Origin of the sequence: Reyranella sp. CPCC 100927, assembly GCF_007859315.1 — a bacterium.
GTDB lineage: Bacteria > Pseudomonadota > Alphaproteobacteria > Reyranellales > Reyranellaceae > Vineibacter.
The window spans coordinates 530,096-554,764 of the sequence record NZ_VOHA01000002.1 but is presented as its reverse complement, the minus strand read 5'-3'; the positions used below and the strand labels follow the sequence as shown (position 1 = coordinate 554,764).

Below are 24,669 nucleotides of genomic sequence, written 5' to 3'. Positions count from 1 at the left end.
GTCCCGTGTCGGCGCCACGGGGCGAAGCCCGGAATCGATCCTGCGCCACGAGTATCCGCGTGACCGACGCCACCGCACCAGAAGAACAACAGCCGCCGCCTCCGCCGCCGGGCGACATCGCGCCCGTGACCATCGAAGAGGAGATGCGGCGCAGCTACCTCGACTACGCGATGAGCGTGATCGTCTCGCGCGCGCTGCCCGATGCGCGCGACGGGCTGAAGCCGGTGCAGCGGCGCATCCTCTATGCGATGAAGGAGGGCGGCTACGACTCGTCGCGGCCGTTCCGCAAGTCGGCGCGCATCGTCGGCGACGTGATGGGTAAATACCACCCCCACGGCGACCAGCCGATCTATGACGCCATGGTGCGCATGGCGCAGAACTTCTCGGTGCGCCTGCCGCTGATCGACGGCCAAGGCAATTTCGGCTCGATGGACGGCGATCCGCCGGCGGCTATGCGGTACACCGAGGCCCGTCTGGCGCGCGTCGCCGAGACGATGCTGGACGACATCGACAAGGACACCGTCGATTTCCAGGCCAACTATGACGACCAGGGCCGTGAGCCGACCGTGCTGCCGGCGCGCTTTCCCAATCTGCTGGCCAACGGTGTCGGCGGCATCGCCGTCGGCATGGCCACCAACATCCCGCCGCACAATCTCGGTGAATTGATCGACGCCTGCTGCGCCCTGATCGACGATCCCAGCCTGACACACCAGCGGCTGCAGGAGATCGTGCCGGGCCCGGATTTCCCCACCGGCGCCACGATCGTGGGCCGCAACGGCATCCGCTCGGCCTACGAGATCGGCCGCGGCTCGATCATCATGCAGGCGCGCACCAAGTTCGAAGCTCTGCGCGGTGGCCGTGAGGCGATCATCGTCACCGAGGTGCCGTTCCAGGAGAACAAGGCCAAGATCGTCGAGCGCATCGCCGAGGTGGTGCGCGAGAAGCGGGTCGAGGGCATCGGCGACCTGCGCGACGAGAGCGACCGCGACGGCGTGCGTATCGTGATCGAACTGCGCCGCGACGCCATGGCCGACGTGGTGCTGAAGCAGCTGTTCCGCTTTACGCCGCTGCGCAGCAGCTTCCCGGTCAACGCGCTGGCCCTGGATGGTGGCCGGCCGCGGGTGATGACGCTGAAGGAGCTGCTGCAGGCGTTCATCCGCTTCCGCGAAGACGTGATCACGCGGCGCACCCGCTTCGAACTCAATGCCGCACGCGATCGTGCCCATGTCCTGGTGGGCTTGGCGATTGCCGTTGCCAACATCGACGAGGTGATCGAGACCATCCGCCGCTCGCCGGACCCGACGACGGCGCGCGAGCGCTTGATGGCGCGCGACTGGCCGGCGCAGGACGTCCAGGTGCTGATCGAGCTGATCGACGAACCCGGTCACAGGGTTGCCGCCGACGGTACCTATCGCCTGTCCGAGACCCAGGCCCGCGCCATCCTTGATCTGCGCCTGCACCGGCTGACCGGGCTGGAGCGCGACAAGATCGCCGAGGAACTGCAGGAAGTCGCCAGCGAGATCCGTGGCTTCCTCGAGCTGCTGGCCTCGCGTGAGAAGCTCTATGCGCTGATGCGCAGCGAGCTGGTCGAGATCAAGGAGCGCTTCGCCACGCCACGGCGCACCGAGATCGTCGATGACGAGCTGGAAACCGACATCGAGGAATTGATCCAGCGCGAGGACATGGTGGTCACCGTCACGCACGGCGGCTACGTCAAGCGCGTGCCGGTGGCCGCCTATCGCGCCCAGCGCCGCGGCGGCAAGGGCCGCGCCGGCATGGCCACGCGCGATGACGATTTCGTGTCGACCGTATTTGTCGCCAACACGCACACGCCGGTGCTGTTCTTCACCAGCCGCGGCATCGTGCATAAGCTCAAGGTCTGGCGTCTGCCCTTGGGCGCGCCGCAGGCCCGCGGCAAGGCGTTCGTGAACCTGCTGCCGCTGCAGGCAGGCGAGACCATCTCGACGGTCATGCCGATGCCGGAGGACGAAGCCAGCTGGTCGACGTTGCAGGTGATGTTCGCCACCGCGCGCGGCGGTGCCCGGCGCAACGAGCTGTCGGATTTCGTCAGCGTCAACCAGGGCGGCAAGATCGCGATGAAGTTCGAGGGCGCCGACGAAGGTGACCGCCTGATCGCGGCCCAGGTCTGCAGCGAGGAGCAGGACCTGCTGCTGGCCACGCGCCTGGGCAAGGCGATCCGCTTCCCGGTCTCGGCGGTGCGCGTCTTCGCCAGCCGCAACTCGACCGGCGTGCGCGGCATTGCCCTGGCCGACGGCGACGAAGTGATCTCGATGACGCTGCTCGACAGCGGCCGCGCCACGACGGAAGAGCGTGACGCCTACCTGCGCCAGGCCCGGTTGCTGCGCCAGCAGGAGAACGGCAATGGCGATGCCGACGCGCCGGCCGCCGAGGATGCCAACGGCGGCGCCAATGGTGCCGCCGAGGAGGGCAATGGTGCCCAGATCACCCTGACGCCGGAGCGTTTCGCCGAACTGGCGGCACGCGAGGACTTCGTTTTGACGGTGGCCTCGACCGGCTTCGGCAAGCGTACCTCGGCCTACGAATATCGCCTCACCGGTCGTGGCGGCAAAGGCGTCGACTTGATGAACCTGGCATCGTCAGGCGCCACGGTGGCGGCCGCCTTCCCGGTATCGGCGCGCGATCAGATCATGGTCATGACCGACGGCGGCACGCTGATCCGCTGCCCGGTCGAAGGCATCCGCATCGCCGGCCGCAACACGCGCGGCGTGCGCATCGTCTCGGTATCGGAAGGCGAGAAGGTGGTGTCCGTCGCCCACATCGTGGACGACGCCGAGGCCGACGAGGCGACCGGGAAGTAGACTTCTTCACCTTTCCCGCAAGCGGGAGAGGTGAAGATCAAATCGGCTCTTCGAACGCCTCGCACTGCGCGCACACCCGGTCTTTCATCGCATCGAAGCGCGGCGGCGGGTTGTGTTCCGGCCGCTGGTGGTACCAGCCGATCTGCGCCATGCCGCGGATCAACCGGAACATGGGCAGCAGTGCGAGCGCATCGTCGGTGATCGCGCGCACCTCTCGGTATCCTTTCAGAAAGGCTGCTTCGAGCGCGGCGAAGGCTGGCACCGACTGGTGGTGGATCAACGCCACGGCGATTTCGTACTGATGCCAGCCGAACGCGGCGTCGTCGAAGTCGATGACGGTCAGGCGATCGCCATCGATCAGGACGTTGCCGGGATGCATGTCGGCGTGAATCAGGCTGTAGGTCTGACGATGCTGTCCGTAGCGATCGAGGACCGGGCGGATACGATCGCGGGTGGCGAGCATCAGCCGCCGCTCGCCGGAAGACAGCAGGGCATGATCCCAGAACGGTCCCCAGAACGGCGCATCGCCCATCAGACCGTCGCGGTCGAGCGTGTGCCGCGTGAACGGCCGCGGCGCCTGCCAGCCGCTCGACTGATTGTGCAGGGCCGCCGTGATGGCGCCGAGTTGCTCGAAGTAGCCTTCCAGCACCCGCTGGTCGCTGATCTCGTGCAGCACGTCGGACAGGATCCGCCCCTCGGTCCACCGCGCGATCCCGGCATGGCGATGTTCGCCGGTGCCGGGAACGGCCACCGACACGTATTCGCGGCCATCACGCGTCGCCACGGGCGTGGGCACGGCAATACCGGCGTCGGCCAGGGCGCGGATCCAGATCCGTTCCGAGTTCAGTTCGTCGAGCGTGTGGTAGCCCGGGCGGTGCAGACGCAGGACATAGACGGCACCGTCTCGCCGGTCGGTGACCCGGAACGTGACGTTCTCGCGCACCGTCACCAGCTGCAGATCACCGTCGGCAATCGGAAAGGCTTTCAGCGCTTCCCGTGCCGCCGCGGCGAAGATCCGTTCGGCGTCGATCCTATCCATTGAGGTCGTCGATCACCGTGTCGAACGCGTCGAGGAATTCCTCGGCGTGACGCTGGCTGAACACCAGCGGTGGCCGGATCTTCACGACATTGCCGAAGGCACCGGCATTGCTGGTGAGGAAGCCCTTGTCCTTGATCCGGTTGACGATGTCGATCGTGCGGTCGCGGTCGGGCGCGCCGCCGTCCGCCACGACCTCGATCCCGATGAACAGTCCATGGCCACGGACATCGCCGATCCAGGCGCAGCGTCCCTTGCGTTGCGCCAGGGCCGCCTTCAACGCGGCCCCGACCGTGCCGACATTCTCGCGCAAACCCTCGCGCTCGATCACATCCAGCACGGCCATGCCGACCGCCGCCTGCAGCGGGCTCGATGCAAACGTGTTGAAGTAGCGCGTCTGGGCGCGGAACGTGTCGATCAGCGCCTTGCTCGCGGCGGTCGCCGCCAGCGGCAGGCCGTTGCCCATGGGTTTGCCCGTGACGACGATGTCGGGCGTGAAGCCGGTGACTTCGTAGCCCCACCAGCGACCGGTGCGGCAGTATCCGGCCTGGACCTCGTCGGAGATCACCAGGCCGCCGGCAGCGCGTACCATCTCCGTCGCCCGCTTCATGAACCCGCGCGGGATGTCGGGCAGTCCCTCGTTGGCAAGGATCGAGCACACGATCAGCCCGGCAAAGCCGGCGCCGCTTTTTTCGAAGCCCTGGATCGTGGCGCGCAGGCGGTCCAGGTAGGCATCGCAGATGTCGGCTTCGCTGGCGCCCGGCACGATCGGCCGCAACATTTCGGGAAAGGGGATGGCACGCACGTCGTCGCCGGCGGGCTGCTCCGCCCCCAGGCGGGTCAGTTTGGCGACGGCCTCGCTGTTGCCGTGATAGGTGGCGTTGGTGCAGATGATGCCGCGCCGGCCGGTGGCCATGCGCGCCATGCGCAGCGCGACCTCGTTGGCCTCGGTGCCCGAGCAGGTGAAGATCACGCTCTCCATCCCCGTGGGATGCAGCTTGGCGAGGCGCTCGGCGAACGCGACGATGCCTTCATGCAGGTAGCGGCTGTGGACGTTCAAGGTGCCCTGCTGGCGCACCATGGCGTCGACGACATGCGGGTGCGCGTGACCGACGCACGGCACGTTGTTGTACATGTCGAGGTAACGTCGACCGTCGGCGTCGAAGAGATACACACCCTCGCCGCGCACGATGTGCAGTGGTGCGGTGTAGAACAGCGGCGCGCCGGCACCCAGCGCCCGCTCGCGGCGTGCCAGAAGCGTGGTGGTCGTCATCAATGGCCTTTCCTGCGTTTCGGCGCGCCCGCGGTTTGATACACCATCTTGGGCGGGCCTCATCGACGGGGCAAGGTATGGCGTGCTGATTGCTGCATTGCCTGTGAGCGTGGGCTGTATGAGTCCTTGCTGCGCCGCCGCAAGACGGATGACAGGCATGCGTCAATACGGCTAGATTTCCATGACGCAACGCATCATGAACAGGCGTTCACGCGGCGTGGGGGAAACACATGGCAGAGCGTATCGGCGTTTATCCCGGCACCTTCGATCCCATCACCAGCGGCCATGAGGAGGTCATACGGCGGTCCATGCGGCTGGTGGACAAGCTGGTGCTGGCGCCGGCCATGAATGTGGGCAAGGGCCCGCTGTTCAGTCTCGATGAACGCGTCGAGATGCTGCAGGAGATCATCGCCGAACAGCCGGCCGATGTGGCAGCCCGCATGAGCGTGGTGCCGTTCAACACGCTGCTGGTGCATTTCGCCCGCTCGCAGAACGCCACGATCATCATCCGCGGCCTGCGCGCGGTCTCGGACTTCGAGTACGAAATCCAGATGGCCAACATGAACGCGCGCATGGAACCCAATGTCGAGACCATCTTCCTGATGGCGTCGGACCGGCACCAGTTCATCGCCTCGAGCCTGGTCAAGGATATCGCCCGCCTGGGCGGCGACATTTCCAAGTTCGTGTCGCCCAAGGTCTACCAGCGCTTGAAAGCCAAGTTCCTGGGTGTCGAAGGCGTCAACTGACGACTCACAGCCCGACGCTCCAACATTGACCCGGCGTCGGCGTCCCTCTATACCCCAGCCGCGCAAGGGGGTGCTGCAGGTCGGCACCCTGCTGGCGAGCCCGTAGCTCAGCGGTAGAGCATCTGACTTTTAATCAGAGGGTCATGGGTTCGATCCCCATCGGGCTCACCAATTTTTGCCCTTCAATTCAATTGGTTACACCGCATCGGCTGGATGGCGCCGGCCGCGTCTAGACATCCGTCAGAGGCTCTAGACACTTTTCCCGTTCCGTTCTCGTTCCGTCGACGGCCATCAGATTGGTCGCGCGCTGCACGCGCCGCAGACCGGGAGCCGACGGCGGCGGCCGGCGTTCGTTCAGTATGGCCAACCAGATCCCTCTCGCGGTGCGCGTTCGCGACGCCCTTCATCGCGTGACGGCGGGGGACACCCAGCGATGGGTGAGGGTGCACGAACTCGAGCGCGCTCTTGACCGGAAAATCGATCCTGCGGTGCAGGCCGCCGTCCGCGAGGCCGCCGATGCAGGCTGGATCCGCTCCGCCGGTGGCCGCGAGATCTTGAGCGTGTCGATAACGGACGAGGGCATACGTGTTTGCCGGCATGTCCCGTTGCGCCGCCGCCCGCGGTTGCCGCATCCAGCGCGTGACTGAGTCGCTTGGGTGCGCGCAGGGGAACCTTGATGCATTGAGAACGTCGACTTCTGACACCGCAGTGCTCGCCGGGCCACGTTGGGGAAATCCTTCCGATTGTCTCAGTCGCATCTCAGGCCGCTGCGGGGCGGTGTGTCATGAAGGAATGACAACGATGGACGTGGTGACGTTCGGAATTTATGTGGCCGCGATCGGCGCCATTATCGCGGGGTTGCCGGCCTTGGCCTGGGGCTCAGCCCTGATCGTGAAAAACCCGGATCGAAAATCCCGCTCGGACGGAACAGTGTCTCTCGGTGGGGGCATTGTCGCCATTGCTGCCGGCTTGAGCGCCCTCTCGTGGGCTCCGTTATGAAAAGCGAACATCAGCGATAGCCGATCTTGGCGTCGCTCTTCGGAGTCGGCGCCGTGTGCAGCGATCGTCAGTACGTCGATCACACGCGTGATCGCGACATGGCGCTACGTGAATGCGCGCAACCGCAATGCGCCCGCGACGTTCAGAAGAAGCTCACGCGGGCGCCTGCAATCTGCCGCGCCCCATGGAACGTCGAGGACATGACCATGGACAATATCGACGAAACCGTCTCGCTCATTTCGGCGGGCAAGGTGCAGGGTACGAACGTCTACAACACGGGAGGCGATTCGCTCGGCGATATCCACGACGTCATGATCGACAAGAGGACGGGGAAGATTGCCTACGCCATCATGTCGTTCGGCGGTTTTCTGGGCATCGGCGAGCGCTATCACCCGCTGCCATGGTCGACATTGAAGTATGACACCCGCCAGGGCGGCTACGTGGTCGGTCTGACGAAGGATCAACTTGAGAAGGCACCGACCTACGCCGCCAAAGAGACGCCGGCCTGGGGCAACCGCGGCTTCGAGAAGACGATCCACGATTATTACGGCGTCGCGCCCTATTGGTGACGCCGGGGCCGGCGTCCACTCCGGACAGGAGTGGCCGTCCGGCGTGGCCGCTGCGCGACAAGGATCGGTGCTCAACCACGAAAGGCAGATGACATACCCGTCAGCCCTCTCATCGTGCGCAGGTCCATCGATATCAACGCGCCGCCGTCGACGGCCTGGGACATCATCGCGTCGCCGACGCTCTGGGCCCCAATGGATGATGGTGCCGCCCACAAGGGAGGTTGGAGGGTGCATGCGAGCCCTCCCAGAGCAGGTATGCCCGGTACAAGCCGCGCCGAGGACCAGTTCCGCGTCCGGTATCTGGCACCGTTCCGTGATCCTAGGGCAGAAGCGCCATGGCCACGCCACCGGCCAGAACGCCGCCGATCAGCGCGCCCAGCATCGTGATCACCTTTTCCTTCCCGCTTGCTCCCTGCTCGGCAAGGAAGAGCAGACCGCCGATGCAGGCGCCGCTGAGACCACCAATGAGGAACAGCATCACGGCTGTGCCGGCGGGTTCACGGACAGCGCGGTTGTGGTCTTACTTTCCAAGATGGCGCTTCACGTCCGCGACCATCGGACCGACGGCTTGAACAGCCTTCCTGAGCTGATCGGGCGTGACGCCCAAGGACTTTGACCAATCCTGGACCTCGTAATCCTGGTTGATGTTGATGCGGTCGCGGTCGGCTCTGCCGGTCTTGTTCGGGTCATCGGCCATCGATGTCCTCCTTGGTATGGCGGTACGGCAACGCGCAGATCGTCATCTCCGTTCCGGTTGCAGCAAACAGGGCGCTGAAGCCAGTGTGTGACTCGGTGTGATCGCGGCTCGATCGTCAGAGTTCCGGGGTGCCCGAGCGCCTCTCGTGGGAACTTCAATTCTGGATCGCTCCGATATGGACCGGTGTATTTGCGTGACCCGCTGGTCGAGTCACAACTTCCTCAATACGTTCGCCGCGATTGTTCGCTTTGAGGATGAGTGTCATGGTTGCGCGCGTAGTAAATTGTCATTCGGGCGAATGGACTATCGGCAGAGGGCGGCTTCTTGCCGGCATTTCCGTCACTGCCCTTGCTATCGGATGCTGGTTCCCGGCGTCGGCGGCGGACTTCCCCGCCGGCACCGACCAGCAGCTGCGCGACGCCATCGCCGCGGCGAACGCCAGCCCCGATCCCACCTCGACGATTACGCTGACGGGCAGTTTCGCAGTGGCGAATTCGGTGCTGCCCACAATCACCAAGCCCATCACGATCAACATGCAGGGCTTCACGCTGTTGGGCATATACAATGCGGCGACCACCAGCGCCGTCGGCGCGATCTCCGTGGCCAACAATGGGACGCTGACCTTGGCGGGCACAGGCGCCATCGTGGGCGGCACGGGCGGTCCCGCCGGCACGGCGGTCGGCCAGACCGGGCTGCACGTGAACACCGGGTCGGTGGTGACCAACAACGTATCCGTGACGGGCGGCGCTGGCGGTGGCGCCGGCACCGCCCCGGGCGGCCTCGGTGCACAGTTGCTCAACAATGCGACCTTGATCAACGAGGGCACGATCACGGGCGGCAACGCCAGCACAGGCGGCGGCGGGTCGGGCATTCGGGCGAGCAACGGCGCGACGATCATCAACCACGGCACCATTCAAGGCGGCAGCAGCACGGCTGCCGGTGGCACTGGCGGCAACGGCGTCGAGATCGGCTCGCAGGGGGGAAACCCCACCTCCCTGACGAACACCGGCACCATCCGGGGCGGCAACGGCCCGACCACTGGAAGCACGGCTGTGCTGGTGCGCGTCAACACCGGCCCGATTGTCAACAGCGGCACGATCGAGGGCGGCATCGGTGCCGGCGGGATCAGCACCGCCGCGTCCGTTATTAATCTTACGGTGACCAACAGCGGCACGATCGCGGGTGGCGCCGCCGGTGGTGTCGGGATCATCACCACGGGAACCGTTATCAATTTCGCGGTGACCAACAGCGGCACCATCCGCGCCGGCAGCGGCGGCGCCAACGCCATCACGACGACCGCAAACACAAGCACCCTGGAGCTGCAGCCCGGCTCGATCATCATCGGCAACGTGATCGTGAGCGCCGCCGGCACCAACGACACATTGCGGCTGGGCGGCACGGGCACCGACACGTTCGACGTCTCGGCGGTCGGCACCCAGTACCAGAACTTCGACCGCTTCGAGAAGACCGGCACCGGCACCTGGATCCTGACCGGCAACGGTACCGTCGCCACGCCCTGGCAGATCCAGGCCGGTACCCTGCAGATCGGCAACGGCGGCACCACGGGCTCGATCATCGGCGACGCCGCCAACGACGGCACGCTCGCCTTCAACCGCAGCGATACGCTGGTCCATGCCGGCATCATCAGCGGCGGCGGTTCGGTGAGCCAGATCGGCACCGGCACCACGGTGCTCACCGCCGCCAACACCTACACCGGCGGTACGACGATCAGCGCCGGCCGCCTGCAGCTCGGCGACGGCGGCACGACGGGTTCGATCGCGGGCGACGTCATCAACAACGGCATTTTCGCGTTCAACCGTTCAGACGTCGTGACGTTCGCCGGCATCATCAGCGGCAGCGGCGCTGTCGAGCACAACGGCGCGGGCACCACGACGCTCACCGGCGCCAACACCTATGCCGGCGGTACCGTGTTCAACGCCGGCACGCTCGCCGTCGCCGCCGACGCCAACCTCGGTGCGGCCGGCGGCGGGCTCGCCTTCAACGGCGGCACCCTGCAGAACACGGCCGCGTTCGCCACCGCGCGCACCGCCACGCTTGATAGCGCCGGCGGCACCCTGCAGACCGATGCCGACCTCGCCCTGAGCGGCGTCATCGCCGGCACCGGCGGCCTCACCAAGACCGGCACCGGCACGCTGACCTTGACCGGCAACAACACCTACGCCGGCGCCACCACGATCAGCGCGGGCATCCTGCAGCTGGGCAACGGCGGCACGTCGGGTGCGATCGCGGGCGATGTCGTCAACAACGCGACGCTGGCCCTCAACCGCAGCGACACGCTGGTGCTGGCCGGCACCATCACCGGCAGCGGCGCGCTGCAGCAGAACGGCGCCGGCACCACGGTGCTCACGGCCGCCAACACCTATGGCGGCGGCACCACCATCAATGCCGGCACCCTGCAGCTGGGCAATGGCGGCACATCAGGCGCGATCGCGGGCGCCATCGCCAACAACGGCACCCTGGCCTTCAACCGGTCCGACGCCGTGACGTTCGCGGGCGCGATCTCCGGCAGCGGCGGCGTGCGCCAGATCGGCAGCGGCACCACCGTGCTGACCGGCACCAGCACCTACACCGGCGGCACCACCGTCGAGGCCGGGCGGCTGGCCGTGAACGGCAGCATCGCCTCCGTCGTCAGCGTCACCGGTGGTGCGCTCGCCGGCACCGGTACCGTGGGCGGCATCGTCGCCAACAGCGGCAGTACCGTGGCGCCCGGCAACTCCATCGGCACGCTGAATGTGGCGGGCAACGTCAGCTTCGCGCCCGGCGCGACCTACGAGGTCGAGATCGAACCTTCCGGCACCGGCGACCTGCTGCACGCCACCGGTACCGCGGCCCTCACCGGCGGCACCGTCTCCGTCGTCAAGGCCGGGGGCACCTACGCCATCGGCAGCCGCTACACCATCCTCACCGCCGATGCCGGCGTCAGCGGCACGTTCTCTGGCCTCACGCAGAACCTGCCGTTCCTCAACCTGGCGCTGACCTACGATCCCGGTAACGTCTATCTCGACGTCACCCGCAACTCCGTCGCCTTCTGCGACGTCGCCGCCAGCCGCAACCAGTGCGCCACCGGCCGCGGGGCCGAGAGCCTGGGCGCCGGCAATGCGGTGTATGACGCCATCGCCAGTCTGCCCGATGCGGCTGCTGCGCGGCAGGCCTTCAATGCGCTGTCCGGCGAGATCCATGCCTCGACCCGCAGCGTGCTGATCGACGAAAGCCGCTACCTGCGCGATGCCGTCGTCGGCCGCACAGCCCAGGCCGGTACAGCGGGTGGTGCCGCACCGCAGTTCGCGGCACTGGCGCAGATGAACGACCAGGCCCAGCGGCCGCAGGACGGCACCGCGATCACCGCCTGGATGCAGGCGTTCGGTGCCTGGGGCCATATCGGCGGCGACGGCAATGCCGCCCGCGCCGACCGCAGCACCGGCGGCCTCTTCGTCGGCGCCGACACCACCATCGACGGCACCTGGACCGTCGGTCTCGCCACCGGCTACAGCCGCACCACGCTCGACGTCGATGGCCGCAACTCGCGTGCCGCGATCGACAGCTATCACCTTGCCCTTTACGGCGGCGCGCGGTTCGGTGCCGTCGGCGTGCGCGTCGGTGCCGCCCATACCTGGCACAGCATCGACACCACGCGCGGCATCGCCTTCGGCGGTTTCACCGATTCGACCAAGGCGGACTACAACGCGCGCACCACGCAGCTCTTCGGCGACGTGGGCTACACCCTGGCGCTGGGCAGCGCCGCCATCGAGCCGTTCGGCAGCCTGGCCTGGGTCCATCTCGACAGCAACCGCGTCAGTGAGAGCGGTGGTGCTGCCGCGCTGCGCGGCCGTGGCGGCAGCGACAGCAACCTGTTCACCACGCTCGGCGTGCGGGCGGCGGCGCAGGTGTGGAACGACGAGAGCAAGAGCTTGACCCTGCGCGGCAAGCTGGGCTGGCGCCATGCCTTCGGCGATGTGACGCCGGCGGCGCGGTTGGCCTTCGTCGGCGGCACATCGTTTGGTGTCGAGGGCGTACCCATCGCGCGTGACGCCGTGGTGGTCGAGGCCGGCTTCGATCTCAAGATCGGCAAATCGCTCACCGTCGGCGCCGCCTATGCCGGCGTCCTCTCCGGCGATGCCCAGGACCACAGCATCAAGGGCAATCTCGCCTATCGCTTCTGATGACAGTCAGCTGAAAACCATGTTGTCGTTATGCCGGTGCACATGCCGGTATGACGCCCGGATCGAACACATGCCATCTTGGCGTCGATCAGCGTAGGGCGCTGATCGACGCTTGGCCATGAAGGCATCAAGCGCTAAGACAACCTCTATTGATATTGCTTGGGACGCGCGATCGTGATCGGTCTTCGAGTGCGTGGAGGCCCGGATGCCCATCAGGTGGACCTTTGACCGCAGCACCCGTCTTGTGACCGCAACGGCGACGGGCCCAGTCGGGATCGACGACTTCAACGGCTACCTGAGGGAGGTGGCTGCGGAAGGCTGTGTCGGTTACCAGACCATCTTCAGCTTTCAGGCCGCCGGCGTTGAACTGGGTCTGAAAGAGATCGCTGCCCTCAGCCAGCAGGCGAAGGACAGGGTGCGCGACGACGTATCGGACGGTCGGATTGCGCTCATCGCAGCGTCGGATGCCGAGCGGGAAATGGGCGCCTACTTCATGCAGCGGATGGGCACCCAGCGACCTTGCCAGATATTTGACAGCATGGAAGAAGCCAGGGCATGGCTCGGTTTGCCGCCAGACCCGCCAACGGCCTCACGGGACTGATAAATCAAGGCTTCAGGCGAGGATGTGCTCGCGCAGCACGGCGCCCAGCTGCGCGCAGTCGGGCAGATGCGGCAGGTCGGCGACGGCGGCGCGCAGCACGGATGTCCTGTCGCCCCAGACGGCACGACCGAGATCGTCGAACTTGGCCGTGAGTTCGGCCGTCGTGTAGGGCGAGTCGGCGTCGCCCAGGTTGGTCGTGACCTCGGTCTGCAGCGTGCCGCCGTCCTTCAGGACGATCCGCAGGCGGGCAGGGCGCGCGTTGGGCAGCATCGCCGACAACCCCGGATCCTCCGCCACATGAACGCGATGCGCCAACGTGCGTGTGGGCTGGTGCGCCACGGCAGCCGCGTCGAAACTCTTCACGCCGGTGGCGCCCGTGACGATGGCGGTCGCCATGGCGAAGGGCAGGGAGTACTTGGCGGCCAGCGGGTTTTGCGGCTCACGGTCGTTCATGCTGGCGGCGGCAGCGTAGGTCTCGACGACGATCTGCGTGATGTTGCCGGCCTCGATCCGCGCATCGGGATTCTCGGCACGCAGCAGCGCCAGTGCATCCAGCGCGGCGTGATTGTAACGGCAGCATGCGTGCTGCTTGAAATAGTTGCGCCCGATTTCATAGCGGGAACCGAGCTGGTCCAGCAGGCGATCGGCATCGAAGTCGTCGGCCACGATGCGGCCGTAGGTCGTTGCCAGGGCATCGCGCTCGCCGCTGAAGCCGGCCCGCTCGAGGTCGTCGGCCAGCAAGGCCATGACGCCGGCCACGCCGGCGTAGGTGTTGCGGACCGTGCCGCCTTCCTGCATCGCCCGCACGCTGGTGGCCAGGTTCAGGCCGGCGCTGAGGCTGATCAGGCGCGCAAGGCGCTGCGGGCTGCTGCCGCGCAGCGTGCCGATGCCGACAGCCGCGCCCACGGTGCCCCAGGTTCCGTGCGGATGCATGTCGTCACGCATCCGGCAGGCCGCGCCGATGCGGGCGGCGACCTCGTAGCCCAGGATCACCGCCAGCAGGAAGTCGGCACCGGACCTGCGCTCGGCTTCCGCCACGGCGAACGCTGCCGGCACGACGTGAATGGCGGGATGCCCGCGGCAGAACCGGTTGCCCTCGTCGAGCTCCAGGAAGGTGCCTGCCGTGCCGTTCAACAGGCTGGCACCGCGCGGATCCACCAGCCCGCGCGTGCCGATGACCGTGCTGGTCCGTTGGCCGCTGCGCCGGCCCTCGAGCGCGCGCAGATTGCGCATCTCCGGTTCCTGTGCGCCCGCCGCGATCACGGCAAGGCAATCGGCAACGACCGTGACGGCCTGCGTGACGATGTCCGCCGGCAGGTCGGCCAGGCGCGTCTGCGCCAGGAACTCGCTGAGGCGCCTGAGGTGCAGGGGAAGCGTCATCGGCGGCAGCGCGCGTTCAACCGACGGCAGCGCGGCGGTCGTCGGCCAGGCCGAGTTCGCTCAGCACGGTGTCGGCGTTGGCGACCCGCCCCAGCAGGCGAGCGAAGTTCACGCAGGTCGCGTCATGCAGCGTCTGCGCGGCCGCACCGCATCCGTCTTCGACAATGACGCACTGGAAGCCGCGATCGGCGGCGTCGCGCGCCGTGCCTTCCACGCAAGAGTTGGTCGAGATGCCCGTGAAGCACAGCTGCGTGGCGCCCAGGGCCTGGACGGTGCGCTCGAAGCCCGAGGAATGAAAGGCGCTCATCGTTGTCTTGTTCAGCACCGGCTCGCCGCGCCGCGGCGACAGCTCCTCGAGGATACGGTGCTCGAGCGTGCCGGCGGTGTTGCCGATGGCCTGCGCGAACGCCCGCATGGACGGCAGCAGGTCGGAGAAATCGGGAAGCTGCGAGCCGACTGTCAGGAAGACCACGGGCAGGCCGTGGGCGCGGAACCGGGCCAGCAGCCGCGCGATGGTCGGAACGACCACGGTCTCGATTCGGTCGAACCGGTAGGTACCCAGCGATGCCTCGCCACGCGCCTGCAGGAGTGCGCCCAGCCCGTGATGGCGCGAGCCGCTGGCATACTGCATATCGATGATTACCAGCGCGGTCCTGCCGGCATCGAGCCCGAAGGGTGGATTGAATTGCGCGGCATAATCGCGGGTTGCCGGTGCGCCTGGCGTGTGCGCCGTTGCCATGACACGCTCCATCAGTTGTCGAAGATATCCATCCGGAAGGCCTCGCAGGGGTCATCGACTGCCACGAGGTGATGGATGTTGAACGCATAGACCGGGCCGGTCTGGATATCGGAGGGCGAGAAGGGAAACGCGAGGTTGCCCGCGATTCCCTTGCGGCCGGGATAGCTCACGTGCAGCGCCACCGAGCGGGTCAGTGCCAGCACCGCGGCCGATGTCTCCGGATCGGCGGCGATCACGTCAAACACCAGGCCGAGCTCGTGCGATTGCGTCGCTTTGTGCGGCTCCAGCGCGCCCATGACGCCGTCACGGCCGTAGACATGCACCTGCAGCTGATATCCGTCCGGATATCGCTCGGCAACACGGCTGCGGATGTTGGCGATGTAGGCATCCAGCTGCGCGATCAGGATCGGATCGCGCACGCCGGCGATGGCGATCGTGCGGAAGCCGACCTGGGCGGCACCTTCGAGCTTGATGGTGTAGCGGTCGGCGGCGACATAGCGCGTGCCGGAGATGCGCACGGCACGCGGATTGACCTGCTCGAAGCGAGCTTCATTAAGGTCGATGGCGCCGCCGGGGAAGTGCATGTGATAGGGATCGGCCCGTTCGTACAGGGAGTGCGCCGCCACCGACTGAATGGTGCAGACCTTGTCCGGATTGGGCGGCTCGACCGTGAAGCTGTCGCGTTCGATGATGCCGAGAAGGCCGTCGGAGCCGTGCCGCGGGTAGGCCGCAGCACCGCCGCATTCGAGCAGCTTGCCCATGTGGACGACCAGGCCGCGATCGAAACCCTGCATCAGGGCATGCGCCCCCATCATGGCGGCATCGAAGGCGCGGCCGGCGATCACGACCTGGGCGCCGGCGTCGATGGCTGCCATGAAGGGCTCGAAGCCCATCTGTCCCACGATCCGTGTCGCGGCATCGATGTCGGCACCGGTCAGCGCGCGCTCGCAGTCGAGCGGAGTGACCTTGCCGTGGTCGAGTCGCTGCTTGAGCCAGGACCGGTCGATCTCGGCACTGATGCGCGCTGTCCGAAATGCATAACCGCGCTCCCGGCAGAGGTCGCGGTAGATGTCGATGAGCCACTCGAGATGCACGTCGCCGCCGGCGCCGCCGGCGGAGCCGATCAGCACGGGCACGCCGTGCGCGTGGGCTGCGTCGAGGATCATCCCCAGATCGTGACGCACGGACCGGCGGTTGGTGAACGAGGTGCCGGCCCCCAGGTAGTGCGGTCCGGGATCGATCGAGCCGGCATCGACGGCGATGACGTCGGGCTGGCGTGCCATGCCCAGTCGCATCGAACGTTCGGGAATGCCGTACCCCAGCATGCCCTGCGGCGCGAACACTGTCAGACTCTCGCGCATCGGCCTCACCATGCGATCCGGTGCTGCATGATCGGCACATGCTGCTGGGCACCATAGACGTCGGTATCGCCCGGCGTTCCCGATGCGATGGGGCGGCGCAGGGTCACCTTGACGGCATGCGCCGGATCGAAGGGGATGATGGCGATGACGTCGTCGAGCGGTATGCCGTACAGGCGGGCCACCGTTTGCCGATCGAGAGCCGCGGTGTCGATGAAGCGCCGGTAGCTCTGCCGATCCGGGAAGACGATGTCGATCGCAATCAGGAATGGTCCGGCATTCTTGCTGGTCACGAAGGTTGCGATGTCGCCGATCGTCGTCATGGTTGGTCCGTCGTTCCGCATATCCGTCAGTTGAAGCGGTAGCGCCAGGCGAACTGCGCGACGAACTTTCGGAACGCGGTATCGGACAGGAGTCCGAGCACACCCAGCAGGAAGATGCCGACGTAAGCGAGTTCGGTGGCGAGCGACACGCGGCTGCTGATGATGAGGTGGCCGAGGCCTTCGTTGGCGGCCAGCATCTCGGCCACGATGACCGTCTGCAGCGAGTTGGCCATGCCGATCTGCATGCCGGTCAGGATGAAGGGCATGGTCGATGGCACGATGACGTACAGGAAGACCTGTAGCGGGCCGGCGCCCAGGCAGCGCGCGGCGCGCAGGCGGTTGCGCTGGACCGCGACCACGCCGGCGTAGGTGTTGATCATCACCATGAACGTCGTCGTGTAGGTGATGAGCACGTACTTTCCGTTTTCGCCGATGCCGAACCAGATCAACACCGGCGTGAGCCAGGCGATCGGCGGGATGAAGCGGAAGAACTGCAGCGGCGGATCCAGCAGCCAGCGGGCCGACGTCTGGGATCCCAGCAGCAGCCCCAGCACGGCGCCCAGAGCGCTGCCGGCAAAGAAGCCGACGGCAACCCGCTGGACGCTCATCAGCACGTCGAAACCCAGCCGGCCGGTGGCGGCATAGGCGACCATCTCGCGGATGATCGCACTGGGGGCCGGCAGCACCGCCGACACGAAGAACAGGCGGGCGATCGCCTCCCAGAGAATGAGGGTGGCGATGACGCTGAGCGTGCCGCGCACCCATGTGCGGTATCGTGTGTTCATGGCAGGCTCACGGCTGGCTGAACCGCCGCAGCGCGGTTCGCGTCAGCAGCACGAACAGCCGGTCGGTGAGCAGGCCCACGACGCCCAGCGTCAGCATGCCGACAAAAATGGAATCGGTTTCCATCCACTGCCGGGAATTGTAGATCAGGTAGCCCAGCCCCGATTCGGCGGCGATCATCTCGGCCGATACGACCGTCATGAAGGCGTTCATCATGGCCATCCGCATGCCGGTCAGGATGAAGCTCAGTGCTGCCGGCAACGTCACCCACACGAAGATCTGTCGCGGCGTCGACCCCAGGCACTGGGCGGCGCGGATCTTGTTGCGATGCACCGACGCGACGCCGGCGATCGCGCTCAGCATTACGACGAAGACGGTGGCATAGATGATCAGCGCGACCTTGCTGACCTCGCCCAGGCCGAACCACACCATGACGGTGCCGATCCAGGCGATCGGCGCGATGAAACGCACGAAATTGACCAGTGGCTGCAGGACGTCGGCCACTAGGCGGAACGAGCCCATGGCCAGGCCGACGACAGCACCGATCAGGCTGCCCACCAGGAAGCCCACCAGGATGCGTTGCAGGCTGGCCAGGATGTCGCCCTGCAGTCGCCCTTCGCTGACGAGCTCGATGGCCTTGTCCAGGGTCTTCAGTGGCCCCGGAAAGAGGATGGGGGAGTCGAACTGCTCGGCGGCGACGTGCCAGGCGCCGGCGATGACGACGATGGCGATCGTGTACCGGCTCATCAGGCTGAGCGCCGCGCGGGTACGCAGGAACCATGGGCGCGCGGTCACCGGCCGGGCCTGATCCAGTCCCGCCACGCGCCCCGATCGGTTGTCGGCCGCCAGGGTCATGCGGCGGCCTGCTCCCGGCGCATCACCTTGTCGACTTCCTCCGACAGGGTGGCGTGGATACGGTCGTACAGCGCGCCAAATGCCGGATCGCCGCGGCGGCGCGGCCGCGGCAGGTCGATCGTGATCTCCTCCTTCAGGGCCGACGCCGGGCCCGAGCGCATGATTCCGATGCGGTCGGCGAGGATGATCGCTTCGCCGATATCGTGGGTGATGAACAGCACGGTGCTGGCGATCTTGCGCTGGATCGCCGTCAGCTCGTCCTGCAGCACCGCGCGCGTTTGCGCGTCGAGCGCCGCGAACGGCTCGTCCATCAGCAGGATCGGGCTGTCGCAGACCAGCGCACGCGCGATCTGGATGCGCTGTTTCATGCCGCCCGAGAGCTGTGAGGGGAACTTGTGACCTTGACCCTTCAGGCCGACGAACTCCAGTTGGCGCAAGGCTTTCTCGCGGCGCTGGCTGGCCGGCATGCCGGCCATTTTCAGGCCGAACTCGACGTTCTCCTGGGCGGTGAGCCAGCCATAGAGCGAGTCGTCACCCTGGAAGATGACGACGCGGTCGACGCCGGGCTTGGTGATGGTGCGGCCGTCAACCGACACCGTGCCGGCGGCCTGATGCTCGAAACCGGCCAGCAGGGTGAGCGCGGTGGTCTTGCCGCAGCCCGATGGGCCGAGCAGGACGTAGAACTCGCCGCGCGCGATCTCGAGATTGAGATCCTTGAGGATCCAGGTCGGACTCTTGCCCTGCGACGTGTACTGGAAGTCCACGCCGCGGAAAGAAATGTAGCTGGGGGCGGACGCCATCGCGCACCTCGGCTCAGAAGTCGGTGCGCGACGGCGCGTACTTCTTGGCGATGTCGGGATAGTAGGTCTCGTGCACGAACTTCTCGAGATTGTCGATCTTGATGTAGTTGCGCCGCTGCGCCCAGCCGAGCATCTCGCGGAAGCGGTCATAGTGCGCCCGCTTGGTATCGAACACGTAGTCGACGCCGGACACCTGGTTCTTGAGATCCTCGAGATTGAGTCGGAACGTCTTGGCGGCCAGCTGCGTGGCCTCGTCCTTGTTGGCGTTCACCCAGTCGGTCGCCTCGGCCAGCGAGGCATAGGTGGCGCCGGCCTGCTCGGGGTTCTTGCGTGCCCAGTCCTCGCGGAAGCCGATGAAGAGCCACTGATGATAGAGATCGTCGTCGCTGGCCCAGGCGTAGACCTTGGCGCCCTTGACGATCTGCGGCAGTTTCGACAGCCACGGCTCCCAGCCGAAGAAGGCATCGATGTCGCCGCGCTGGATGGCCGGGATCCATTCCGCCGGCTGCACGGTGAGCGCGTTGACCTCGTCGGGCCCGGTTCCTTCGCGCAGTCCGTGGCGCTCCAGAAAGCGCGAAAACAGATAGTCCGCGCCCGTCACGCGAATGACGGCCACCTTCTTGCCCTTGAAGTCCTGCGGCGCGCGGATCTTGGGGCCGACGCCGATGCCCTGGTCGCGGCGCGCCACCAGGCAGCGTGCCACGGTGAAGATGCTGGCGCCGCTGAGCCGTGGCCGCGACATCGAGACTTCGCTGCCGATGCAGACGTGGCCGTTGCCGGTCAGTACCGCCTCGACGCCGCCCAGGCCGCTTTCGAAGATCTTGTACTCGGCGTTGAGGCCGTGCTTGGCGGCAATGCCCTTGGTGATCCAGGGAAGCTCGGGCAGGAACGGTGCGCTGAGCCCGATGCCGAACACGACCTTGTCGGCGCCACTCTTGATCGCCGGTGCCTGCGCAAAGCCGGTGTGTCCGCCCGCCAGCGACACGCCCAGCGCACCACCCATGACCCCCACGGCCTGACGTCGTGTGATGCGTCGACCCTTATCGTTGCCCTTCATGGGACGTTCCCTCCTTGATGCTCGTCTCGATGATGTGTCGTTGTACGGTCAGGGCATGTAGCCCCCGCCGTTGACGTGCAGCGTCTGCCCGGTGATGAAGCTGGCGCTGGCCGAGGCCAGGAACACGATGGCGTCGGCGATGTCGTCGGGCTTGCCCAGGCGGGCCAACGGCAAGGCTTGCGCCAGGGCCTGAAGCGCCTCTTCGCTGTGCTCGTAGCGGGGCTGCGCCGTGTCCGTCAGGCCGGGCGCCACGGCGTTGACGCGGATGCCATGAGGGGCGAGTTCCAGCGCCATGGCGCGCGTCATGGCAACGACGGCGCCCTTGCTTGCGGTGTAGTGCACGCCCAGCCGCGCGCCGCGAATGGCGCCCGAGGCCAGGTTGATGATGGCGCCCTGGCGTCCGGCGGCGACCATGCGCCGCGCCGCGGCCTGGGCGCACAGGAAGCTGCCCTTGAGGTTGATGTCGAGCACGAAGTCCCAGTCCGCTTCGCGCATGTCGAGGAATGCGACGCGCGGAAAGACGCCGGCGTTGTTCACCAGGATGTCGGCGGGTCCGAGCGCGCGTTCGGCGGCGTCGACCATCGCCGTGGCATCAGCCGGACGGGAGACGTCACCCTGCACGATGATCGCGCGCCGGCCCAGGGCCTGGATCTGGTCGGCGATGCGCTGCGCTTCATCTGAATTGTCCAGATAATTGACGGCGACATCTGCACCGTGCTGGGCCAGCGCCAGCGCGGCGGCTTTGCCGATACCTTGCTGTGCCCCCGTTACGAGTGCGATGCGGCCGCTGAGGCTCTTTCCGGTCATGCGTCGATGACTTTCGCTTCACTCAACTGCGGCGATCTATCACAAACGATCGCGGCAGCACAATAAATTTGTCCGGACATTTGATTTGTTCGGACAATATAATTGACACTGCCGCCAGCGCGCAGGTAAGCGTGGCGCATGAAGGACGCCCGCGGGCTGATGAACCCGGCATTCGTACCGATCTACTCCCGCATCCTCGATGTGCTGCGCCAGCGCATCGCATCCGGCCGCTACCGGGTCGGCGAGGCGCTTCCCACCGAAGCCGACCTGGTTGCCGAGTTCGAGGTCAGCCGACACACGGTGCGCGCCGCGCTGCAGTGCCTGGTCGCCGAGGGTTTGGTCGAGCGCAGTGCCGGGCGCGGTACTTTCCTCAAGCGTGGCGGTGCCGGCGGCGGCGAGTGGAGCATCGGCGGCATAGAGGACATCATCGATGTCGGCTTCTCTGGCGCCTATGACGTGAAGGCGGTGCGCTACGTTGCGGCCCGCAACAGTCCGCGCGCTGCGGCGACGCTCGACGTGCCGCCGCGCGCACGCCTGCTGCACGTGAGCGCCGTGCGCTCGACGCGCGACGGACCCTTTGCCTATTCCAATCTCTTTTTCCCGGAGGAGATCGGATCACGCCTGCCGCAGCACCTGTTTGCCGAACGGCCGCTGGTGCTGTTGATCGAGGAATATTGCGGCCTGCCGCCGTTTCGCACCCGGCAGGTGGCGTCGGCGAAGACGGCTGATCCGCACTCGGCGCAGGTCCTGGGGGTCGCTCCCGGGCATCCGCTGCTGGTCGCTGAACGCACGCACTTCGCGCGCAATGGCCGGGCACTGCAGTACTCCCATGTCGAGTACCGGACCGACCGATATCAACAGGTCATCTATTTTTCGCGCCGCGACGAGGGACCGTACCGGTCGCCCAAGGAGCGGGAGGCGATGTTCAAGCACCGCGGCGACGACGAGGCAGAGCCTGCCACGAGCGGATCAGCCCGTGCGCACAGTTCAAAGAGGGGAGGGAAGTCCAGTGGCACTCACGCCCGCCGCGCGACTGCGCCAGCATCTGCAAAGCCGAAAACTGGTCGTCGCGCCGTCGTGCCCTGATCCGTTCTTCGCGCGCATCGCCCAGGACGCCGGCTTCGCGGCCGTCGCATTGGGCGGCTACGCGATGGGCGCCCAGACCGGGATCACCGAACCGCTGCTGACCATGAGCGAGGTGGTCGAGGCGTCGCGGCGGATGGTCGGTGCGCTCGATATACCGGTCATCGTCGATGGCGGCGCCGGCTTCGGTGATCCGCTGCACACGATGCGCACGATTCGCGAACTGGAACAGGTCGGCGTTGCCGCCGTCCATGTCGAGGACCAGGTCTTCCCCAAGCGCGCGCACTATCACCGCCAGTATCAGGAACATGTCATCCCCGCCGAGGAGATGGCGCTCAAGATCGCGTACGCGGTCGAGGCCCGGCGCAACCCTGACTTCGTGATCATCGCGCGCACCGACGCCATGCAGACCGACGGCTATGATGAGGCCGTGCGGCGCGCCCGGCTTTATGCCGAGGCAGGCGCCGATATGGTCATGCTGTTTCCCAACAACGACGCCGAGGCGCGCCAGGCGCCGCGCGACTGCGGTGTGCCCCTGGTCTATGTGAACAGCACCGGCAATCGGGCGGCACGGCCGATCTATGGCATCGCCGACCTGCAGGCCATGGGCTATGCCGCCTGCGTCGATGCCATCAGCGTCGCGATCACGGGATACACCGCGGTCCGCGATCTGCTGGGCCGCCTGCGCGACACCGGCCGGGTCGGGATCGATCCGGCGCAGGCGCACGCCGCGCGTCTGGAGATCGAACGCCTGATCGGACTCGAGACCTACTATCAGATCGAAGAGAAAACGGTCGAACGGGCCGCCTCGGCGTAACGAACGCAGATCGCGCCAACACAAGGAGCCGCCATGAGTCGTCTTGCCGGAAGGACTGCACTGGTTGCCGGTGCGGGTGGCGGCATCGGCGGTGCGGGCGCTGCGCTGCTGGCGCGCGAGGGTGCGCACGTCGTGTGCGCCGACTGGAATGGGCCGGCCGCGGCCGCGACGGCCGATGCGATCAAGGCCGGGGGTGGGCGTGCTGCGTCATTGTCCCTGGATGTGAACGACCCGGACAGCGTCGCGCGAGCATTCGCGCAGACGCTGGAAACGGTGGGACATCTGGATGTCCTCGTCTACAGCGTCGGGACGACCACGACGGCGAGCGTGCTCGATCTGGAGCGCGCGGAGTGGGACCGCGTTGTGGGCACGAACCTGACCGCGGCGTTCACGTTGGGCCAGGCGGCGGCGCGACAGATGGTGCAGCAGAAGACCGGCGGGTCCATCGTCTTCGTCACGTCCCAGCTCGCCCACGCCGCCATCCGCAACAAGACCGCCTATCTTGCATCCAAGGGCGGGCTGCGCTCCCTGACCATGGGCATGGCACTGGACCTGGCGCCGCATGCCATTCGCGTCAACGCGGTGGCGCCGGGTCCGGTGGTGACGGGCATGACCGAGCAGCGTTTCGCCGATAGCGACATACGCGCCTGGACATTGGCCCGCATTCCGGCCGGTCGCCTGGGGCAGCCTGATGATATTGCCGGTGCTATCGCCTTTCTCGCATCGGACGAGTCGCGATGGACGACCGGCACCACCATCGTTGTCGACGGTGGATACCTGATCGAATGACCTGGCGTGGTGAGGGAGGGTGATGATGGCACACGAGCGCGATCTCGTCGGGTATGGTGGCCGTCCACCCGATCCGAAGTGGCCCAACGGCGCCCGTCTGGCGATCAACTTCGTTCTGAACTACGAGGAGGGCTCGGAATACTCGGTCGTCAACGGTGACTCGTTCAGCGAAACGACGCTGACCGATGGTGGCGCGGCGCGGCAGATCAAGGGACGCGACCTGGGTGCCGAGTCGCTCTACGAATACGGCAGCCGGGCAGGCTTCTGGCGTGTGCATCGCATCATGACCGATCGTGGGATGCCGATGACGGTCTATGGCTGTGCGATGGCACTGGAAAAGAATCCACCGGCCGCCGCCGCGATCCGCGAGTCGGGCTGGGACGTGGCCGGCCACGGCTGGCGCTGGATGAACCACTTCGATATGGCGGAGGCCGAGGAACGCGAGCTGATCCGCAAGTCGATCGCGTCGTTCCAGCAGACGGTCGGTCAGCGTCCGTACGGGTGGTATTGTCGCTACGCGCCCAGCACGAACACGCGCCGGTTGCTGGTGGAGGAGGGCGGCTTTCTTTACGACTCCGATTCCTACGCCGACGACCTGCCGTACTGGACGCGCGTCGACGGCAAGCCGCATCTGGTCGTCCCGTACACCATGTCAACCAACGACCAGATGTTCTATCGCGGCAATTTCGGCCGTGCCGAGGATTGGTTCCAGTTTATTCGCGACGCCGTCGACGTTCTGTACCGCGAGGGCCGCACCCAGCCGAAGATGCTGTCGATCGGACTGCACGCCCGCATCATCGGTCACCCGGCGCGCGCCTCGGCCCTGGAACGTCTCGTGGAGCATCTCAGCGGCTTCCCGGACATCTGGATTGCCCGCCGCAAGGATATCGCCGAGCACTGGATCGCCACCCATCCGCCGCAGCCCTAGTGCCCGCT

The 24,669-nt window shown here is 66.6% G+C and carries 24 protein-coding genes and 1 tRNA gene; 12 read left to right on the top strand and 13 right to left on the bottom strand.

The features are described from left to right. Nucleotides 1-59 precede the first annotated feature (59 nt). The gene (gyrA, locus tag FQU96_RS08675) at nucleotides 60-2,840 is read left to right on the top strand and encodes a DNA gyrase subunit A (RefSeq protein WP_255467904.1); all 2,781 of its coding nucleotides are present in this window, start codon (nucleotides 60-62) and stop codon (nucleotides 2,838-2,840) included. A 37-nt stretch (nucleotides 2,841-2,877) separates the two neighbouring features. Here gyrA and FQU96_RS08670 read toward each other — a convergent pair whose 3' ends face one another. Both FQU96_RS08670 and FQU96_RS08665 read right to left on the bottom strand, forming a co-directional pair. Next, the gene (locus tag FQU96_RS08670) at nucleotides 2,878-3,879 is read right to left on the bottom strand and encodes a phosphotransferase enzyme family protein (protein ID WP_146540460.1); all 1,002 of its coding nucleotides are present in this window, start codon (nucleotides 3,877-3,879) and stop codon (nucleotides 2,878-2,880) included. Continuing rightward, on the bottom strand, nucleotides 3,872-5,149 hold the full coding sequence (locus FQU96_RS08665) for an aspartate aminotransferase family protein (protein ID WP_146540459.1): 1,278 nt from the start codon (nucleotides 5,147-5,149) through the stop codon (nucleotides 3,872-3,874). The genes FQU96_RS08670 and FQU96_RS08665 overlap by 8 nt, the downstream gene beginning before the upstream one ends. A 230-nt stretch (nucleotides 5,150-5,379) precedes the next feature. On the opposite strand from FQU96_RS08665, the gene coaD reads away from it, so the two are divergent. From coaD to FQU96_RS08640, 5 genes are all read left to right on the top strand, one after another. Next, a complete protein-coding gene (coaD, locus tag FQU96_RS08660; protein ID WP_146540458.1) occupies nucleotides 5,380-5,895 on the top strand; it encodes a pantetheine-phosphate adenylyltransferase in 516 nt (171 codons plus the stop codon). 96 nt (nucleotides 5,896-5,991) lie between these two features. Then, nucleotides 5,992-6,066: transfer RNA gene (locus FQU96_RS08655), tRNA-Lys, on the top strand. A gap of 188 nt (nucleotides 6,067-6,254) precedes the next feature. Further along, the gene (locus FQU96_RS08650; RefSeq protein WP_146540457.1) at nucleotides 6,255-6,542 is read left to right on the top strand and encodes a hypothetical protein; all 288 of its coding nucleotides are present in this window, start codon (nucleotides 6,255-6,257) and stop codon (nucleotides 6,540-6,542) included. 154 nt (nucleotides 6,543-6,696) lie between these two features. Beyond that, nucleotides 6,697-6,894 carry a hypothetical protein gene (locus tag FQU96_RS08645; protein ID WP_146540456.1) on the top strand — a complete coding sequence of 66 codons (198 nt, stop codon included), beginning with the start codon at nucleotides 6,697-6,699 and terminating at the stop codon, nucleotides 6,892-6,894. Between the two features lie 53 nt (nucleotides 6,895-6,947). Beyond that, nucleotides 6,948-7,463, top strand: coding sequence for a PRC-barrel domain-containing protein (locus FQU96_RS08640; protein ID WP_370461353.1), 516 nt, complete (start codon nucleotides 6,948-6,950; stop codon nucleotides 7,461-7,463). Between the two features lie 319 nt (nucleotides 7,464-7,782). On the opposite strand, the gene FQU96_RS42135 is transcribed toward FQU96_RS08640, so the two are convergent. Together FQU96_RS42135 and FQU96_RS08635 are read right to left on the bottom strand one after the other, a co-directional pair. Beyond that, a complete protein-coding gene (locus FQU96_RS42135; protein WP_178130393.1) occupies nucleotides 7,783-7,941 on the bottom strand; it encodes a hypothetical protein in 159 nt (52 codons plus the stop codon). Between the two features lie 42 nt (nucleotides 7,942-7,983). After that, nucleotides 7,984-8,160, bottom strand: coding sequence for a DUF3606 domain-containing protein (locus FQU96_RS08635; RefSeq protein WP_146540455.1), 177 nt, complete (start codon nucleotides 8,158-8,160; stop codon nucleotides 7,984-7,986). A 263-nt stretch (nucleotides 8,161-8,423) separates the two neighbouring features. Here FQU96_RS08635 and FQU96_RS43030 point away from each other — a divergent pair, with 263 nt between their 5' ends. Together FQU96_RS43030 and FQU96_RS08625 are read left to right on the top strand one after the other, a co-directional pair. Beyond that, a complete protein-coding gene (locus FQU96_RS43030; protein WP_146540454.1) occupies nucleotides 8,424-12,341 on the top strand; it encodes an autotransporter domain-containing protein in 3,918 nt (1,305 codons plus the stop codon). 205 nt (nucleotides 12,342-12,546) lie between these two features. Further along, nucleotides 12,547-12,942 carry a hypothetical protein gene (locus FQU96_RS08625; RefSeq protein ID WP_146540453.1) on the top strand — a complete coding sequence of 132 codons (396 nt, stop codon included), beginning with the start codon at nucleotides 12,547-12,549 and terminating at the stop codon, nucleotides 12,940-12,942. 12 nt (nucleotides 12,943-12,954) lie between these two features. Here the strand turns inward: FQU96_RS08625 and FQU96_RS08620 are convergent, their stop codons facing one another. Genes FQU96_RS08620 through FQU96_RS08580 form a run of 9 tightly spaced genes read right to left on the bottom strand, consistent with a single transcriptional unit; the run spans nucleotide 12,955 to nucleotide 21,044 of the window. Continuing rightward, on the bottom strand, nucleotides 12,955-14,322 hold the full coding sequence (locus FQU96_RS08620; RefSeq protein ID WP_146540452.1) for an MmgE/PrpD family protein: 1,368 nt from the start codon (nucleotides 14,320-14,322) through the stop codon (nucleotides 12,955-12,957). 16 nt (nucleotides 14,323-14,338) lie between these two features. Beyond that, entirely contained in the window at nucleotides 14,339-15,061 is a 723-nt protein-coding gene (locus tag FQU96_RS08615; protein ID WP_178130392.1) for a cysteine hydrolase family protein, read from the bottom strand. A gap of 11 nt (nucleotides 15,062-15,072) precedes the next feature. Then, nucleotides 15,073-16,422 (bottom strand): acyclic terpene utilization AtuA family protein, encoded by a 1,350-nt coding sequence (locus FQU96_RS08610; protein ID WP_146540450.1) that lies wholly within the window; start codon nucleotides 16,420-16,422, stop codon nucleotides 15,073-15,075. Nucleotides 16,423-16,427: 5 nt separating this feature from the next. Then, the gene (locus tag FQU96_RS08605; RefSeq protein ID WP_146540449.1) at nucleotides 16,428-16,742 is read right to left on the bottom strand and encodes a DUF4387 domain-containing protein; all 315 of its coding nucleotides are present in this window, start codon (nucleotides 16,740-16,742) and stop codon (nucleotides 16,428-16,430) included. A gap of 26 nt (nucleotides 16,743-16,768) precedes the next feature. Beyond that, the gene (locus tag FQU96_RS08600) at nucleotides 16,769-17,527 is read right to left on the bottom strand and encodes an ABC transporter permease (protein WP_146540448.1); all 759 of its coding nucleotides are present in this window, start codon (nucleotides 17,525-17,527) and stop codon (nucleotides 16,769-16,771) included. A 7-nt stretch (nucleotides 17,528-17,534) separates the two neighbouring features. Next, entirely contained in the window at nucleotides 17,535-18,380 is an 846-nt protein-coding gene (locus FQU96_RS08595) for an ABC transporter permease (protein ID WP_146540447.1), read from the bottom strand. Further along, a complete protein-coding gene (locus FQU96_RS08590) occupies nucleotides 18,377-19,180 on the bottom strand; it encodes an ABC transporter ATP-binding protein (protein WP_146540446.1) in 804 nt (267 codons plus the stop codon). Before FQU96_RS08590 ends, FQU96_RS08595 begins: the two co-directional genes overlap by 4 nt. A gap of 13 nt (nucleotides 19,181-19,193) precedes the next feature. Beyond that, nucleotides 19,194-20,237, bottom strand: coding sequence for an ABC transporter substrate-binding protein (locus FQU96_RS08585; protein WP_146540445.1), 1,044 nt, complete (start codon nucleotides 20,235-20,237; stop codon nucleotides 19,194-19,196). A 48-nt stretch (nucleotides 20,238-20,285) separates the two neighbouring features. Beyond that, nucleotides 20,286-21,044 carry an SDR family NAD(P)-dependent oxidoreductase gene (locus tag FQU96_RS08580; RefSeq protein WP_146540444.1) on the bottom strand — a complete coding sequence of 253 codons (759 nt, stop codon included), beginning with the start codon at nucleotides 21,042-21,044 and terminating at the stop codon, nucleotides 20,286-20,288. Nucleotides 21,045-21,182: 138 nt separating this feature from the next. Here FQU96_RS08580 and FQU96_RS08575 point away from each other — a divergent pair, with 138 nt between their 5' ends. From FQU96_RS08575 to FQU96_RS08560, 4 genes are read left to right on the top strand one after another with little or no spacing between them, the layout of a single operon-like run. Next, nucleotides 21,183-22,130 carry a GntR family transcriptional regulator gene (locus FQU96_RS08575; protein ID WP_146540443.1) on the top strand — a complete coding sequence of 316 codons (948 nt, stop codon included), beginning with the start codon at nucleotides 21,183-21,185 and terminating at the stop codon, nucleotides 22,128-22,130. Beyond that, a complete protein-coding gene (locus FQU96_RS08570; protein ID WP_178130391.1) occupies nucleotides 22,054-22,944 on the top strand; it encodes an oxaloacetate decarboxylase in 891 nt (296 codons plus the stop codon). Before FQU96_RS08575 ends, FQU96_RS08570 begins: the two co-directional genes overlap by 77 nt. Nucleotides 22,945-22,977: 33 nt before the next feature. Then, a complete protein-coding gene (locus FQU96_RS08565; RefSeq protein WP_146540441.1) occupies nucleotides 22,978-23,733 on the top strand; it encodes an SDR family NAD(P)-dependent oxidoreductase in 756 nt (251 codons plus the stop codon). Between the two features lie 25 nt (nucleotides 23,734-23,758). After that, on the top strand, nucleotides 23,759-24,661 hold the full coding sequence (locus tag FQU96_RS08560) for an allantoinase PuuE (protein WP_146540440.1): 903 nt from the start codon (nucleotides 23,759-23,761) through the stop codon (nucleotides 24,659-24,661). Nucleotides 24,662-24,669 lie beyond the last annotated feature (8 nt).

What these genes read in the sequence shown, in the direction of transcription:
- FQU96_RS08585 (WP_146540445.1), bottom strand. Translation starts at nt 20,237, where the DNA reads ATGAAGGGCAACGATAAGGGTCGACGCATCACACGACGTCAGGCCGTG.
- FQU96_RS08645 (WP_146540456.1), top strand. Translation starts at nt 6,697, where the DNA reads ATGGACGTGGTGACGTTCGGAATTTATGTGGCCGCGATCGGCGCCATT.
- FQU96_RS08565 (WP_146540441.1), top strand. Translation starts at nt 22,978, where the DNA reads ATGAGTCGTCTTGCCGGAAGGACTGCACTGGTTGCCGGTGCGGGTGGC.
- FQU96_RS08635 (WP_146540455.1), bottom strand. Translation starts at nt 8,160, where the DNA reads ATGGCCGATGACCCGAACAAGACCGGCAGAGCCGACCGCGACCGCATC.
- FQU96_RS08670 (WP_146540460.1), bottom strand. Translation starts at nt 3,879, where the DNA reads ATGGATAGGATCGACGCCGAACGGATCTTCGCCGCGGCGGCACGGGAA.
- coaD (WP_146540458.1), top strand. Translation starts at nt 5,380, where the DNA reads ATGGCAGAGCGTATCGGCGTTTATCCCGGCACCTTCGATCCCATCACC.
- FQU96_RS08610 (WP_146540450.1), bottom strand. Translation starts at nt 16,422, where the DNA reads ATGCGCGAGAGTCTGACAGTGTTCGCGCCGCAGGGCATGCTGGGGTAC.
- FQU96_RS08650 (WP_146540457.1), top strand. Translation starts at nt 6,255, where the DNA reads ATGGCCAACCAGATCCCTCTCGCGGTGCGCGTTCGCGACGCCCTTCAT.
- FQU96_RS08590 (WP_146540446.1), bottom strand. Translation starts at nt 19,180, where the DNA reads ATGGCGTCCGCCCCCAGCTACATTTCTTTCCGCGGCGTGGACTTCCAG.
- FQU96_RS08620 (WP_146540452.1), bottom strand. Translation starts at nt 14,322, where the DNA reads ATGACGCTTCCCCTGCACCTCAGGCGCCTCAGCGAGTTCCTGGCGCAG.
- FQU96_RS43030 (WP_146540454.1), top strand. Translation starts at nt 8,424, where the DNA reads ATGGTTGCGCGCGTAGTAAATTGTCATTCGGGCGAATGGACTATCGGC.
- FQU96_RS08665 (WP_146540459.1), bottom strand. Translation starts at nt 5,149, where the DNA reads ATGACGACCACCACGCTTCTGGCACGCCGCGAGCGGGCGCTGGGTGCC.
- FQU96_RS08600 (WP_146540448.1), bottom strand. Translation starts at nt 17,527, where the DNA reads ATGAACACACGATACCGCACATGGGTGCGCGGCACGCTCAGCGTCATC.
- FQU96_RS08625 (WP_146540453.1), top strand. Translation starts at nt 12,547, where the DNA reads ATGCCCATCAGGTGGACCTTTGACCGCAGCACCCGTCTTGTGACCGCA.
- FQU96_RS42135 (WP_178130393.1), bottom strand. Translation starts at nt 7,941, where the DNA reads ATGCTGTTCCTCATTGGTGGTCTCAGCGGCGCCTGCATCGGCGGTCTG.
- FQU96_RS08595 (WP_146540447.1), bottom strand. Translation starts at nt 18,380, where the DNA reads ATGACCCTGGCGGCCGACAACCGATCGGGGCGCGTGGCGGGACTGGAT.
- FQU96_RS08560 (WP_146540440.1), top strand. Translation starts at nt 23,759, where the DNA reads ATGGCACACGAGCGCGATCTCGTCGGGTATGGTGGCCGTCCACCCGAT.
- FQU96_RS08605 (WP_146540449.1), bottom strand. Translation starts at nt 16,742, where the DNA reads ATGACGACGATCGGCGACATCGCAACCTTCGTGACCAGCAAGAATGCC.
- FQU96_RS08615 (WP_178130392.1), bottom strand. Translation starts at nt 15,061, where the DNA reads ATGGCAACGGCGCACACGCCAGGCGCACCGGCAACCCGCGATTATGCC.
- FQU96_RS08580 (WP_146540444.1), bottom strand. Translation starts at nt 21,044, where the DNA reads ATGACCGGAAAGAGCCTCAGCGGCCGCATCGCACTCGTAACGGGGGCA.
- FQU96_RS08575 (WP_146540443.1), top strand. Translation starts at nt 21,183, where the DNA reads ATGAAGGACGCCCGCGGGCTGATGAACCCGGCATTCGTACCGATCTAC.